This window comes from Streptomyces sp. NBC_01591 (genome assembly GCF_035918155.1).
Classification (GTDB): Bacteria; Actinomycetota; Actinomycetes; order Streptomycetales; family Streptomycetaceae; genus Streptomyces.
Genome location: NZ_CP109328.1, coordinates 910,345 through 924,150 on the forward strand (window position 1 = coordinate 910,345; position 13,806 = coordinate 924,150).

General features: G+C 68.3%; 12 protein-coding genes and 5 pseudogenes. 9 read left to right on the forward strand and 8 right to left on the reverse strand.

Annotation, left to right across the window (positions count from 1 at the left end; translation table 11 throughout):
* Positions 1-33 precede the first annotated feature (33 nt).
* Positions 34-807, forward strand: a complete 774-nt coding sequence (locus OG978_RS45520) for a VOC family protein (protein ID WP_326770916.1) — start codon at positions 34-36, stop codon at positions 805-807.
* Positions 808-1,127: 320 nt separating this feature from the next.
* Positions 1,128-1,409, forward strand: a complete 282-nt coding sequence (locus OG978_RS45525; protein ID WP_326770917.1) for a hypothetical protein — start codon at positions 1,128-1,130, stop codon at positions 1,407-1,409.
* A 317-nt stretch (positions 1,410-1,726) separates the two neighbouring features.
* Here the strand turns inward: OG978_RS45525 and OG978_RS45530 are convergent, their stop codons facing one another.
* Complete coding sequence (locus OG978_RS45530) at positions 1,727-2,029, reverse strand: hypothetical protein (RefSeq protein ID WP_326770918.1); 303 nt, start codon at positions 2,027-2,029, stop codon at positions 1,727-1,729.
* A 94-nt stretch (positions 2,030-2,123) separates the two neighbouring features.
* Positions 2,124-2,336 (reverse strand): hypothetical protein, encoded by a 213-nt coding sequence (locus tag OG978_RS45535; protein ID WP_326770919.1) that lies wholly within the window; start codon positions 2,334-2,336, stop codon positions 2,124-2,126.
* A gap of 155 nt (positions 2,337-2,491) precedes the next feature.
* On the opposite strand from OG978_RS45535, the gene OG978_RS45540 reads away from it, so the two are divergent.
* A complete protein-coding gene (locus OG978_RS45540; RefSeq protein ID WP_326770920.1) occupies positions 2,492-2,668 on the forward strand; it encodes a hypothetical protein in 177 nt (58 codons plus the stop codon).
* Between the two features lie 179 nt (positions 2,669-2,847).
* Here the strand turns inward: OG978_RS45540 and OG978_RS45545 are convergent, their stop codons facing one another.
* Positions 2,848-3,174, reverse strand: coding sequence for a hypothetical protein (locus OG978_RS45545; RefSeq protein ID WP_326770922.1), 327 nt, complete (start codon positions 3,172-3,174; stop codon positions 2,848-2,850).
* Between the two features lie 1,221 nt (positions 3,175-4,395).
* Here OG978_RS45545 and OG978_RS45550 point away from each other — a divergent pair.
* A pseudogene (locus OG978_RS45550) lies at positions 4,396-4,539 on the forward strand (IS630 family transposase); the annotation flags it as partial.
* A 50-nt stretch (positions 4,540-4,589) separates the two neighbouring features.
* Positions 4,590-5,452: pseudogene (gene vph / locus OG978_RS45555) on the forward strand (viomycin phosphotransferase).
* 136 nt (positions 5,453-5,588) lie between these two features.
* Here vph and OG978_RS45560 read toward each other — a convergent pair.
* Together OG978_RS45560 and OG978_RS45565 are read right to left on the reverse strand one after the other, a co-directional pair.
* Complete coding sequence (locus OG978_RS45560; protein WP_326770923.1) at positions 5,589-6,251, reverse strand: response regulator transcription factor; 663 nt, start codon at positions 6,249-6,251, stop codon at positions 5,589-5,591.
* The gene (locus OG978_RS45565) at positions 6,248-7,375 is read right to left on the reverse strand and encodes a sensor histidine kinase (RefSeq protein WP_326770924.1); all 1,128 of its coding nucleotides are present in this window, start codon (positions 7,373-7,375) and stop codon (positions 6,248-6,250) included. The genes OG978_RS45560 and OG978_RS45565 overlap by 4 nt, the downstream gene beginning before the upstream one ends.
* 227 nt (positions 7,376-7,602) lie before the next feature.
* Between OG978_RS45565 and OG978_RS45570 the strand changes: the two genes are divergently transcribed.
* The 4 genes and pseudogenes from OG978_RS45570 (at position 7,603) to OG978_RS45585 (ending at position 10,348) form a co-directional block, all read left to right on the forward strand.
* Positions 7,603-7,986 carry a DUF6223 family protein gene (locus OG978_RS45570; protein ID WP_326770925.1) on the forward strand — a complete coding sequence of 128 codons (384 nt, stop codon included), beginning with the start codon at positions 7,603-7,605 and terminating at the stop codon, positions 7,984-7,986.
* Positions 7,987-8,183: 197 nt separating this feature from the next.
* Positions 8,184-8,690: pseudogene (locus tag OG978_RS45575) on the forward strand (IS6 family transposase); the annotation flags it as partial.
* A 64-nt stretch (positions 8,691-8,754) separates the two neighbouring features.
* Positions 8,755-9,935 (forward strand): IS3 family transposase gene (locus tag OG978_RS45580; protein ID WP_326770926.1). Its coding sequence is split into 2 segments (ribosomal slippage): positions 8,755-9,022 and positions 9,022-9,935, totalling 1,182 coding nucleotides; the frame shifts between segments, so codons are not numbered across the junction.
* 41 nt (positions 9,936-9,976) lie between these two features.
* Positions 9,977-10,348: a hypothetical protein gene (locus OG978_RS45585; protein ID WP_326771080.1), complete on the forward strand. Its 372-nt coding sequence runs from the start codon at positions 9,977-9,979 to the stop codon at positions 10,346-10,348.
* A 136-nt stretch (positions 10,349-10,484) separates the two neighbouring features.
* Here OG978_RS45585 and OG978_RS45590 read toward each other — a convergent pair.
* From OG978_RS45590 to OG978_RS45600, 3 genes and pseudogenes are all read right to left on the reverse strand, one after another.
* Positions 10,485-11,021: pseudogene (locus tag OG978_RS45590) on the reverse strand (IS630 family transposase); the annotation flags it as partial.
* Between the two features lie 115 nt (positions 11,022-11,136).
* A complete protein-coding gene (gene ltrA, locus OG978_RS45595; protein WP_326770927.1) occupies positions 11,137-12,648 on the reverse strand; it encodes a group II intron reverse transcriptase/maturase in 1,512 nt (503 codons plus the stop codon).
* 605 nt (positions 12,649-13,253) lie between these two features.
* Positions 13,254-13,802, reverse strand: a pseudogene (locus tag OG978_RS45600) (IS630 family transposase); the annotation flags it as partial.
* Positions 13,803-13,806: the final 4 nt, after the last annotated feature.

Here is a 13,806-nt window from a genome sequence, read left to right on the forward strand (position 1 = left end):
CCGCCGTCCATCACGCACCCGCAGGAGCACCGAATGCCAGCCCTCGAAGGAACCGTGCCGGTGGCCGGTGCGCCCTGCTGGGTGAGCCTGATGGCACGGGACCTGCGCGCGGCACAGTCCTTCTACTCCGGTGTCATGGGCTGGACGTTCAGGCCCAGCCCGCTCGGCAGCGACTTCTCGGTGGCTCTGGCCCATGGTGAACCGGTTGCCGGGATCGGATGCTGCCCGGGCGGTGGCCATCTGGCCGTCTGGACCCCGTACTTCGCCGTCGGGGACGCGGACGAGACGGCGGCCCGGATCAGTGAGCGCGGCGCCACGCTCGCCGTCGGCCCTCTGGTCCTGGGTGAGGGCCGTGCCGGGATCGCCGCGGACCGGGACGGGGCCGTGTTCGGATTCTGGGAAGGCCCGGCCCTGACCTGGCCGGTGGGACGGGGCAGGGCCCCGGTGAGGCTGGACCTCCAGACCCGTGACGCGTTCGACGCCGCCATCTTCTACGCGGAGGTCTTCGGCTGGGCCCAGCCTCCCGGCGGCTGCACGGTCGACTACGCCCAGGACCACATCATCGTCCAGGCCGGGGGACGCACCGTCGCCACCCTGCGCGGCGGAGGCGACGAAACCGCCCCGGACCCAAGAGTTCAGCCCCGGTGGAACGCCCACTTCCGGGTGAGGGACGGCGGACAGGCCGCGGCAGCCGCCGTCACGGCCGGAGGTGAATCCTCACCGGTTCCCACACCGGCCGGTACCCCGGACAGCGCGTTCATCATCCGCGACCCCGACGGCGCCCTCACCACCCCGTCCGGCGCCTGACGAAGGCCACCCCAGCCAGGCACTCACGCCGACCAGGTCGGCTCCCAACCCGGGGCTTCGCCCGTAGTCAGTTCGTCGCGCAGCCCCCAGACCGTCCGGACGGGGCGATCGTCGCCACCACTGCCCCGAAGCGATGGGAAGGCGAGCCGGTGCGCGTCCTGAACCTCAATACGGTCTCTGGCGGCCGTCGGCCACGCGTCGGTGGCGGCCGTCACACCCATCGATGCCTCCTGACCACCGGCTTTCAACCTCGCCCCCACCCCTGCGACAATCGGAAGCCGCAGCCTCGCCGCTATGACACTCACCTGGGAGAGCCGACCGTGCCTGAAGACCCCATCGCCCACAGCGAGCTGTCCGCCCTGACTCGCCGCTACGAAGAGACTGCGCAGAAGACCGACCGCGAGTTCGGCATCGTCAAGAGCGACCTGACCGCGCTCCGCCTCCAGGTCGGCAATCTCGACCAGAAGGTCGACGGCCTGGGCGAGCGCCTCGATGGGCTGGAACGGAAGATCGACGGGTTCCTGACCGAACAGCGCAGTGTGAATACCACCCTGGTCGAACTGCTCTCGGGCCTCGTCGGCAAGGACACCTCCTCCAGCTGACCCTGTGGGCCTTGCCGGAGGGGTCTCTGCCGGTTCGCCGTCTCCGCTCGCTGCGAGGCCGCTCCGCCGTCCCGGACGGGCCCGGCCCTTGTGGAAGCGGTGCGGTGGGAGAGCCGGCGATGCGAGGGCTGCCCTGCCGCATGTTCCCCGAGTCCGGGCGACGGATCTGGCTGTGGAGGTGCCCGGGGGGCTTGGCGGCTGGCGTTTCCTGGCTGAGGTCACCGGCGCGTGGGCCCGCCGGCCCCCGGGTGGAACTCCGACTGGGCGGGAGGCGGACTTCCGAGGACCTCCGAGACCTGGTGTCGGTCCCACCTTCCTTACACCGTCACCGTGGGGCATTCCTCGCAGGTGAGCCGCATGCCCAGCACTCCTCCACTGCCAAGGGTCCGGTCTGTGTTGCAGGTGCCGCACCACTCGTTTTCCTTGCGGTCGGCGTGTGCCTGCGGCCCGGGGATTCCGTCCCGGATCTGTACGGCGATTTCCCGGGCGAGTTCGGGCAGTTCCAGGATGACGGTGTCGACCGCCTGCTCGGCTGTGGTGGCCCGGGCAGCGATGTAGGGACCGACGGCCGCCGCTGCGGCGGCGAATGCTGCCGCCCTGATCTGCTGTTCCTGATTCATGTCCTGACTCCTTGCTGACTGTCCATGTGACGTCTGGATTGCTGGCGCGCTCGGTGTGAGCTGCGCGTTCGGGTACAGCGGCGGCCCCTCCGGATCAGGTGTGCCGTCCGCGGTGGGCGGTGACCAGGGGCTGCCACCGTTGGCGGGTGGCCTGCTGTCCGTCCAGCCAGTGCGTCGGCGAGGGGCCGGCGGCGGGGAGGCCCGTGATGAAGCAGGCGATGTCGGTGTAGTACGTGTAGTCGCCGCTGCGGGTGAGTTCTTCCAGCCGGGCGATGCCGTTCCGGGCAGCGGTGTCGTCGCCGCGCACGGTGTGGTGCAGGACGAGGGCGAGTTCGAGGAGCAGCGCGGCCCGCGGTGATTCCGGCGGTGGTGATCTCTGTCCGCAGCAGGGCGGCGCGGTCCTCGATGTCCGGGCCCGGTGTGCCGGCGTCGCGGGCGAGGGCGGCGATTTTGGCGGTCAGGGTGGGGCGCGTTGCGGTCGCCGGTGTCCTCGAACGTGTCGAACAGGACTACCGGCACGACGGATTTGTCGGCGGGGAGCCGGGCGAGCTCCCAGGCCAGCAGGTACGGGTAGTAGGACAGGGCGTCGATGTCCGGCTCGGCGTCCAGGAGGTCCGCGAGCAGGGGGCAGTCGGCTAGGGCGCGTACGGTCTGTCGGCGTTCGCGCAGCGCGCTGGTCAGGGCGCCGGTGATCTGGCCGACGGCGGAGCCGACGCTGCCGGGCAGCAGCAGGGCCTGGGCGACGTCGCCGAGCGCGGACTGCATCTGCTGCGGCAGGGCCTTGCCCTGTCGCGGACCCTGGAGGCCCGGTTCGCTTATCAGATGATCACTTGCACGCCATCCGGCTTGGGGAACGGCATCATGTCCCAGCCGGAGGGCCAACCCCGTTCGCGGCTTTCTCCGGCTTCACCCTCAAGCAGTCGAGGGATGCGCCACTTCCACCACTGGCTCTCTTCCTCCCCCCGGCCGGGCCACTGGATCGTTGCCGCGCGGAACCGCCCGTCGAGTTCATGCAGTGCTGATTGCTGGATGAACTGGACGCGCGGGGGCAACAGGGGCCAGACGCGCGCCAGCGCACTCCGACACCAGATGTCGTTGTCGAGCTCTGGCGCGCACTTTGAATAGCCCTCTTCCAGCTCTGCCACAACATCACTCCACCGCGTGAGCAATGAGTTGAGCGTGCATGGCTGTCCGCCAGCCCAGCGGCCAGCACCAGCAGATACCGCGGCATGCACTGCCTCGTACTCCTCCTGAGACAGGAGCATCCCGTCGCTGTGCTGGGGCGTTCGATCCATTCGTCGACTATCCCAGGGATGTCATGTCGTTGAGGCGGGATAGAGGGAATGCCCAGGTCCACGGGGGGAAGCTGCTGCGAGCGGTGGACCTGGGACCGCCCATGAAACGAGGACATGCAGAGATCCTCTGCACCCACCAGGCAGAGCACCAGCCGATCACCAAATTGGTGCAGTCAACAGACCAGGCCCTCCACCGCGCATCGGCATCGGCGCCGCCGCCGTCACCACCTGGCTAACCACCCGCCCCGGCGCCCACCGGTGAGCCGCACCCGCCTGGACCGCGTCCGCGCCTCCGTCGGCATCGCCCAGCTCGCCCTCCACTGATCAGCCGCACCGGCCACCGCTGGCGCTCCTGCCGCCTCGTCTCCTGACCCCGCCCGGCAAGCCTTCGTGCAGTGGGCCGGCGGCGCGATTTCCCCGCCGCGCCGCCGGACGCCGTTGCGGAGCGGCCAGAGGGTTGCACCGGCAGCCGTCTGCACCGTTTTCCATGCGATAGCCGTGGATGGGGAGGCTGAGGTTGTCCGGCGGGCGGCGTGTCAGTAATCGGGTCAGTGCCCGTTCCTGAACCCCCGGAACGCGGGCGCTCGGTAGCGTGGCGTCAGGCGGACCGAGGGCGAAGGTGACGGCCGTCACCTTCAGATCGATCAAGCTGCCGGGCTCCGGATGGTGGTGGTGCTCACCACCACCATGGCGTTCGCCGCTTCTCTCACCCGCATGACGCCAGCTTCAGCCTGGTGCGCAACGGGTCGCTCAACAGGTTGCCAACGCCTCTGATGGGTGGGTGCTGCGCCGCAGATCACCGCCGGTGGGTCAGCGCTGCTCAGGGGCCGACACTTCTCTCTGCAAGAGAGAGGTCCCCCTCATCCACCTTCCCCGGGGCAAGAGCCGTGAGCGTGCGGCTGCGCCGCGTTACGGTGGGCGTCGACTGATCAACGCGGGGGTGGCCTGGATGGTGACGACTCGAACGAGGCGCATGGCGGCGCTGTGCCGCTCGCTCTGCTGCTGGCGGGATGCGGTTGGCGGGCGACGACGTTGCGAAGCCATCTGGGGGCCACACCAGCCGCCTCGGCGCAGGCCCTGCACCGCTACCTTCGCTGGCGCAACGCCAACGCCCGCCACCCCGACGTCCTCGCCGCCCAGCGCAAGGAACGCGCCCGCATCCGCAGCGAGAAGGGCATCCGCTGGGGTGGACGTCCGCTTGTCCACGCAGCTTGACAGCACCCCGGGTTCACCTCCGCGCCAGGAAGGATCCAGAGGTCATTCTCGTGAACATCCGCACAACGCATCACGCTCTGCTGAGCCGTCTGCTGCCTGACGACAAACCGGAGGACCTTTCCGTACGCCAGGGGCAATTCCATAACGTAGTCATTGACTCAGACCGCGTCGTGTGCCTGCCTCGCACCCGGGCGGCGGCCGCCCGGCTGCCCGAGCGGGTGGCCACACTGCGCGCACTTGCCGGCTCGACCTCGGCTTCCGCACACCTGAGCCGCTGTTCGAGGGCGGAGCCGATGGCACCAGCGAGGTGCCGTTCCTTGTGCTCAGCCGCATTCCTGGGGAACCGTTGTTGGCTGACGCGCTCAACGACGCCCAAGTGGCTGGCACCGTGGCGGCGCAGTACGCCACGCTGCTGGCCGGGCTCGGCCGTGCCAGCACCGACGAGACGGTACGAGCGGTTCTGCCCCAGGCATTGCAAGGCCGGTGGCATCGATTCGCGGAGAGCGTGCGCGCGGAGTTGTTCCAGCTCATGTCCGACAGCGGGCGCCTACGGGCTGAGCGGGAACTCGCAGCACTCGACAGCCTTTCCCACCTCACCCGTGCAGTGGTGCACGGTTACCTCGGTGCCGAAAACGTCCTGTGGGAGTGGAGGCACGGCCTGCCGCACCTCGCCGGAGTACTCGACTGGGACGATGTCACACTCAGCGACCCGGCCGAGGACCTCGCAGCCCTCAGCGCCAGCTACAGCCGCGACCTCCTGGAGCGAGTGCTCGCCCTTGGCAGCCGGTCAGACAACGGTCTCGCCACCCGCATTGCCGCGATCCGCGGCACATTTGCCCTTCAGCAAGCCCTCTACGCCATCCGCGACGGCGACGCAGAAGAACTGGCGGACGGACTGGCCGACTACTGCTGATGGTCGTCCGGCTCGCAGGCGACACCGCCAGGCGGGACAGCACCCCGTCCAAGGCGTCTGACGACACTGATGACGCTTGCGAGGGTGTTCAGTTACAGGATCACCGGCGGGCAGGCATCCAGCCGGACCATGGATGTCAAGAGCTGCGCGGGGCTACCAGACCGGATTCGTAGGCGAGGACCACGAGTTGGGCCCGGTCACGGGCATGGAGCTTGGCCATGGCCCGGTTGATGTGGGTTTTCGCGGTCAGTGGGCTGATCACCATACGGCCCGCGATCTCGTCGTTGGACAGGCCATGCGCGACCAGAACGACGGCCTCGCGTTCGCGGCTGGTCAGCTCCTCCAGCCCCGTGCCGGTGCCGGTGTTGAGCGGCTGGGTGACGAACCTGTTGATCAGCTTGCGGGTGATCGTGGGTGCGAGCAGGGCGTCGCCGCGCGCGGCGACGCGTACGGCGTGTAGGAAGTCCTCCGGCACGATGTCTTTGACGAGGAATCCGGCTGCGCCGGCGCGCAGGGCGTTGAAGACGTATTCGTCCAAGCCGTAGTTGGTCAGGATGACGACGTGCACCCCGGCCAGGGCCGGGTCCGCGGCGATGCGCCGGGTCGCCTCGATGCCGTCGACGACCGGCATCTGGATATCGATGAGAGCGATGTCGGGCAGGTGCTCTTTGGCGAGCGCCAGGCCCTCCTTCCCGTCGGCGGCCTCGGCCACCACCTCGATGTCGTCTTCGAGATCGAGGAGCGCGCGAAATCCGCTGCGGATGAGCGGCTGGTCGTCGACCAGCAGGACACGGATCATGACGCTCGGTCCAGGGGGAGTTCGGCCTGGACGGTGAAGCCACCCTCCCTGCGCGGTTCCGCCCGCAGCCGGCCGCCGAGGGCGGTGACGCGTTCGCGCATCCCGAGCAGCCCGACGCCAGGCGTCAGTGCGATGACTGGTGTGGCCTTGCCGTCGTCATCGATGCGTACTGCGAGGGTGTCCGGGCGGCAGTCGATCCGGACTGACGCCGTGCCTGCGTTCGCGTGACGGGCGATGTTGGTGAGCGACTCCTGAACGATCCGGTAGACGGTCCGGCCCACCGCGGCCGGCACATCGTGCTGCTGTCCCTCGAACGTCAGAGTCGCGTCCAGGCCGGTCCTGCTGGCCCCTTCCACCAGTTCCGGGATGTGGTCGAGCCCGTGCGGCGGGGTCGTGTCGTCGTCGCGCAGTGCCTCCAGGGTCGCTCGCAGTTCCCGGGCCGCCTCACGACCGGCCTCCCGGATCGCCAGCAGTGCCTCCGGTACCTGTTCACCCTGCTTGCGGGCCACGTGGACGGCGACCTCGGACTGCACCTTGATGACCGAGATCTGGTGGGTGAGCGAATCGTGCAGCTCCCTCGCGATGTGCAGCCGCTCTTCGTCGGCGCGGCGCCGCGCGGTCTCCTCCCGGGTGCGCTCGGCCTCATCCGCCCGCCACTCGGCCTGCCGCAGTGCTTCCCCCGCCGCACCGGCGGCGATCAGCCAGGCCAGTTCAAGGGCGCCTCGGGCCTGCGCGAACGCCTCACCAGTGTCGTGCAGGCCCGAGGCCAGGGCCGCGAGGGGGAGAGCGGCCAGCATGGTCACGCTCGCCACCACCGTGATGGTGCGGTGTCCCGCCCGCACGGCGGCGTACACCGCGAACAGATACGCGACGGCAGGCACTTCGAAATCGGCCGCCTGGTACCCCACCGCACACAGCCCGGTGACGGCCAGGACGGGCACCGGAGCCCTGCGGCGCGCGGCCAGCGCTAGGCCGCCGGCCACCAGCAACGCGTAGCCGAGCAGGCCGAGGCTGGTGGCGGAGTGCTGCCCGGACAGGCCGGTAACCAGCAGCGCCGCCGCCACACCAACGGCGATCACCCAGTCTCTGACACCGGCCGGAACACCGAAGCGTCCTTTGCTCATGCGCGCACCCTAGCCGGATGCCCCCGCGGGGGAGTCCCGCTCGCGGACGAGCGGCCGACTACCGCGCGCGCAGTACCTTCGCGGCACCTGCCGCGCCTGCAGCAGCCGGGTGTGCCATCGGCGGCAGCGCGAAGTTCCTGCGCCTGCAGGACGACCGGCGATGGGTCCAGCGGACATGATCAGGCGACGTCCAGTCGTCGTAGTCGTCGTATGAGAAGGAGCACGTCATGCCCGTCCGTCACCTGCTCGCCACACCGGCGGCCGCGCACGTCTCGGTCCAGCCGGTCGCCGCCAGTGTTTCCGGCCTGACCCCCGAGCGAGCCTGGGCCACCACAGCCGCGCTGCTGGCGCTGGTCGGCGTGGTCCTCGGCGGGATGGCTCTGGCCCGCTCCGCTGGTCATATCGGCAACGGCATCGGGGGAAGGGGGGCCATTGCGGCCCTGGGGGCGGGGCTGATCGCCGTGGTCAACGGCGGGCTGGTGGTGGTCACCGCCGACGGTGGTCTCGGCACCGGCAACGGGATCGCCGGCGGCTACGTGGCCCTGGTGCTGGGGCTGATCGCCGTGGTCCTCGGCGGGTTGGCTCGGACCCGCTCCCGCCGCGCCGGCTGACCGCTGCAGATACGAGCGCGCGTTTCGGGTCTGCCTGAAGACCGATCAGATGCTGCCGCGAACATCGCTCGTGCAGCACGCAGGCAGATGGCGGTAGTCGCCTCCGAAAGAGGGGCGACTCAAAACGCTCGCCGAGCCCAGGTCCCCAGGGCCCGAAAGGTCCCAAGGGCACTGTCACGTTGACTGACCGGCCTGGGATGATCTTCTGGTTGGTCGTGCTGGGAGGGGGCGTCCGTGGACAGCGCACCCCGTCGTACAAGGGGCACCGGTACCCGGTGGAGATCATCGCGCACTGCGTGTGGCTGTACTTCCGTTTCCCGCTGTCGTTCCGCGAGGTCGAGGAGCTGATGCTCGAGCGCGGCGTGATCGTCTCCCACGAGACGGTCCGCCGCTGGTGTACGAAGTTCGGGCAGGCCTACGCCAACGGCCTACGCCAACGGCCTGGGCCGCCGGCGTGTGCAGCCGGGCGACAAGTGGCACCTGGACGAGGTCTTCCTCAGGATCAACGGTGAGCTGAAGTACCTGTGGCGGGCCGTCGACGCCGATGGCAACGTGCTCGACATTTTGTCCAGAACCGGCGGGACACCGCTGCGGCCAGGCGGTTCTTCCGCAAACTGCTCAAGAAGACCTGCTTGGTGCCGAGGGTGGTCGTCACCGACAAGCTGCGCTCCTACGGCGCGGCCCACCGCGAGGTCATGCGGGCGTTTCCCCTTGATCGTGGACACCCTGATCATTGGATCGTGAAGATCCATAGGACAGGAGTTCCCGTTGGGGACGTCGAAGTACTCGCCTGAGTTCCGGGCCGATGCCGTCGCGCTGTACCACGCCAGTCCGGGTGGGACGTATGCGTCGGTGGCCAAGGACGTGGGCGTCAGCCACGAGACGCTGCGCACGTGGGTGCGGGACGCCGGGCAGGCCGCCCGGCCCGGGGCCGTGGAGGCCACCGCGATGGAGAAGGAGAACCGGCAGCTGCGGGCACGGGTGAAGGAACTCGAGCTTGAGCGGGAGATCCTGCGGAGGGCCGCGAAGTATTTTGCGGCGGAGACCAGCTGGTGAGCAGCCGCTTCCAGTTCGTCGACGATCACCGTGGCGCCTTCGGCGTCAAGCGGCTGTGCCGGATGCTGCATGTCTTGCGTTCCGGCTTCTGCCGGTGGCTGGCCGGCGCGGACGCGCGGGCTGCCCGGGCCCAGGCAGATGCAGAGCTCGCCGAACGTATCGCTGAGATCCACCGGGAATCGGACGGCACCTACGGGGTCCCGCGCGTCACCGCCGAGCTGAAGGACGCCGGGAGGCGGGTCAATCACAAGCGCGTCGAGCGCGTCATGCGCACGTTCCGCATCGTCGGGCTGCACCTGCGCAAGAAGGTCCGCACCACCATTCCCGAGCCATCGGCGACGCCGGTGCCAGACCTGCTGCGGCGCGACTTCACCGTCCAGGCGCCGAGCACCAAGTACGTGGGCGACATAACCTGTCTCCCGATCGGAGGCGGCCGATTCCTCTATCTGGCAACGGTGTTGGACCTGCACTCGAAGCGGCTGGCGGGCTGGTCGATCGCCGACCACATGCGCACGGAGCTGGTCACCGACGCACTCAGGGCCGCCGCAGCGGCCCGCGGCGCCGACGGCCTGCACGGGGCGATTTTCCACAGCGACAACGGAGCCCAGTACGCGTCGAGGGAGTTCGCCCAGGTCTGCTCGGAACTCGGCGTGACCAGATCACGCGGCGCGGCGGGCACGAGCGCGGACAACGCCACCGCGGAGAGTCTGAACGCGACCATGAAACGCGAGACGCTCCAGGGACGGAAACGGTGGGACGGGGCCCGCGAGGCCCGCCTCGCGGTCTTCCGATGGGCAACCCGCTACAACACCCGCCGACGGCACTCCCGCCTCGGCCAGATCAGCCCGATCGCCTACGAACAACGATCAACTACGCTGGCCACCGCCGCATGACAACCGGTGTCCACGATCAAGGGGAAGGCCCCACTCCCCGGATGACCAACACAGGGAACGAGGTTCACCAGGGCTGGGATGAACCTTGGTACCGCGTCCGCACAGATCGCTTCGAGGCGTCGTTCTTGCCCAGCGCGGGCGAGGATCTGGATGCCGTCTGCAACGTCGACGTCGAGGTGCGGTTGACAGCGGACGGCTCCCGCTGGAGCGCAACCGTGTTCACTCTCGCCGAGGTCGAGCGACTGATGAAGAGGTGGTCCCAGACAGGCGAGGAGTTGGGCGGTCGCTACTTCTGGTGCTCTGACGGCCTGATCGTCCGGGACCCCGGCATCGAGAGCATGACTCAGGTGCTCGCCGGCCTGCTCGATGCTGGTGACTTCACGCAGGTTCTTCAGCGGCTCGACGACGAGTGACCGGCTGACTCATTCTGAAATGATCAGTAGGCATAGTGTCCGTGACTCACGTCCCTCACACACCCACATCGGCCTGAACTGCGGATAAGTCCCGCGAACCCCAGATAACGATCGTCGTCGTCGCCTTCATGGAGTACTAGTCTTCCGAGTCAGGAATTCTGTTCAGATAGCTGGCGAGGCGTTCGAGGATCTCTTCTGCGGTCTTGGTCCAGACGTAGGGCCTGGGGTCGGTGTTCCACGCGGCGATCCAGGTCCGGATGTCCTTCTCCAGGGCCTGGACAGATCTGTGGACGCCTCGCCGTATCTGCTTGTTCGTCAGCTCGGCGAACCATCGCTCCACCAGGTTGAGCCAGGACGATCCGGTGGGTGTGAAGTGCAGGTGGAACCGTGGGTGTGCCAGCAGCCAGGTCTTGATCGCCGGGGTCTTGTGGGTGGCGTAGTTGTCCAGCACCAGGTGGACCTCGAGGCCGGCCGGGACTTCCTTGTCGAGCTTGATGAGGAATTTCTTGAACTCCTCGGCGCGGTGGCGGCGGTGCAGGGAACCGATCACCTTGCCGGTGGCGACCTCCAGAGCGGCGAACAGGGTGGTGGTGCCGGCGCGTACGTAGTCGTGGGTGGTCCGCTGCGGAACCCCGGGCATCATCGGCTGAGAGCGGTCCAGGGCCTGGATCTGTTGGGTCGAGGACGGGACGCCTTTCGGCCTTTCGACCGTAGGTCTTCCCGTCCCCGCCCGCCGAACCCGCCGTGCGGGTCATCCCCGCAACGGGCTCTCCACGTGATCCGATGGGTCAGTTGACGAGTTCCAAGACTTGCCCGACGAATGCCACATCGTCGTGGCCGATCCGGCGGAAGCGTGCTCCCGACGGGTCGACCTCGTCGATGTTGTACGGCGTCGCGATCTGCGCTCCGCGGAAGCGGTAACGCTCAACTGGCATCTTCGCCGGGTTATAGAGGACCAGGCCGTCCTCACAGATCCGGTCAGTCCCGTAGAAGCGGCGCCGGGTCTGTTTCCAGGTCATGTGCGGGTGCTTGCGGCGAATCCAGTAGATCATCCTCCACCAGGCATACCAGCCCAGGTAGGAGAAGGTCCTCTTGGAAGCGCCGTAGCGGAAGTAGGCAGCCCAGCCCCGCAGGACCGGGTTGATCATCCGCAGCACCTGCCCGATCCGGAGTGAGGTCGTACTCGCCCTCGTGGCCTCCTTGATCTTGTGCATCACCCTGGCCAGAGCGTCCTTGGACGGGATGGTCAGCACCACACGGCGCCCGTCTCCCCGCTGCCACCGCTGGATGCGGAAGCCCAGGAACACGAAACCGTCATCGATGTGGGTGATGTGGGTCTTCTCCACCGAGAGAGTCATCTTCAACCGCTCGGCCAGCATCTGCGCGATCTCCGCCCGGATCGCCTCCGCGTCCGATCGTTCACCGTGCACGAGCACGACGAAGTCATCCGCGTAACGAATCAGACGGTAGTTCGGCTGTCCGCGCCGTCGTCGCTGCTGGCGACGCCAGGGCGGACTCATCTCCCGTTCCCAGATGCCAGCGAAGTGGCGGTCCAGGACAGAGAGATAGATGTTGGCCAGCAGCGGAGAGGCAACCCCACCCTGCGGCGTGCCGGTCAGGCTCGCGGCAAGGCCACCGTGGCGTTTGACGATCCCCGCCCGCAGGAACGCGCGGACCAGCCGCAGCACCTTGCGATCGGAGACGCGTTCTTCCACCAGGCCCATCAGGACCTGGTGGTCGACGTTGTCGAAGCACGCGGTGATGTCCCCTTCCACCACCCACTCATACGAGCGGCTGGTGAGCTGGTGGATCTCGGCGATGGCATCCTGAGCCCGGCGCCCGGGCCGATACCCGTAGCTGGACGGGTAGAAATCGACCTCGAACACCGGCTCCAGGACCAGCTTGAGGGCCATCTGCGCAACCCGGTCACGCAGGGTCGGAATCCCCAGCAAACGGATCTTCCCGTTGCGCTTGGGGATGGACCCCTGCCTCACGGGCAGCGCGGTGAACGTGCCATCCCTCAAGGCGGAGCGGAGCTCCTCCAGGAAGGGCAGCACTCCGACGTCCTCCTCGACGTGGCGGCGGGTGACCGCATCCACGCCGGCTGTCCTGGCACCCTTGTTGCCGGCGACCCGCTCCCAGGCCACTAACAAGGTCGCCCGGTCGCAGATCAGGTTGATCACGTCACCGAACCGGCGCTCCGGATCGGCCCGTGCCCATCGGTGCAGCTTGCGCTGGTGGTCGAGTACCCGCCGCTCGGCCTCGTAGACGTTCGGCCACGACGGTGCACTGCTGTTCAACGGCGCATCTCCCCTCCACCGGTCCTGCTGCTGATCACGCTGCCGCCCTTCCCCACGTGGCCAGCTCTCCTGACCTCCGAGTACTACGGCGGCTCCGCCACGATCCGATGCTCTGGGCGGGCGTCGCGCCTGCCCTCCGCCCGGTTGGGAGCCGGACGGGTAGGGCGGCACCGGACCGCTTCCCACGTTCACTGATGTCCGTTATGACGGGTGTCGGCGTCCGGCTATACCCCGACGGCATCGCCACGGGCCGCATATCGCAGTCTTGGCCCGGGCCTCCCGCCGCCCAAATCACACGGACGACGAAAGCGGGCAGGTCAAAAGCCACGACCTGCCCAGCACCGCAAAGTGATCCATCCACCAGATTCAGCAGATCACTGACGACTAACGGGGCTTCTGACACCGGTTCAGTTCCCTTACGCCCTTCCCGTCCTCGCTAGCGGGCACGAGCCGTCTGGTAGTATCGACCCGCCCCTACATTGTCGAGTCCGCTTCCAGCCTCACCCCCAACCCGGGGTTCAGCCTGCCTCCAGCTTCGACCGGTCACTACGATGACCGGCGGCGGGTCCTTCCTCCCGCACGGTTCCATCAGCGCCTCGTGGCGCACGCGACTTCTCGTCGACGCAGAACACCAAAGCTCTCTCAGGCGGGTCCAGGTAGAGGCCGACGACGTCGTGGACCTTGTCGATGAAGTACGGATCCGTCGACAGCTTGAACGTCTCCGAGCGGTGCGGCTGCAGGCCGAACGCCCGCCAGATCCGCGACACGGTCGACTGCGACAGGCCCAGTTCCTTCGCCATCGAACGCGTCGACCAGTGGGTTGCGTTCCTCGGCGTGGACTCCAGTGTTCTGGCGACCAGCGCGGCCACCTGCTCGTCCGTCACTGTCCGCGGGCCACCCGGACGCGGCATGTCACCCAGCCCGGCGATTCGATACTGCACGAACCGGGCCCGCCAGCGGCCCACCGCGTGGGGTGTGGATCCGAGTTGAGCGGCCACGTCCTTGTTCGAGGCACCTTGGGCGCAGGCCAGGACGATCCGACACCGCAGGGCCCACGCCTGCGGTGTCGAACGGCGCCGCACCCACCCCTCGAGAGCGGCCCGCTCCTCGTCCGACAACGTCAACTCGGCCTTCGGCCGCCCCGTCCGTGCCATAGGG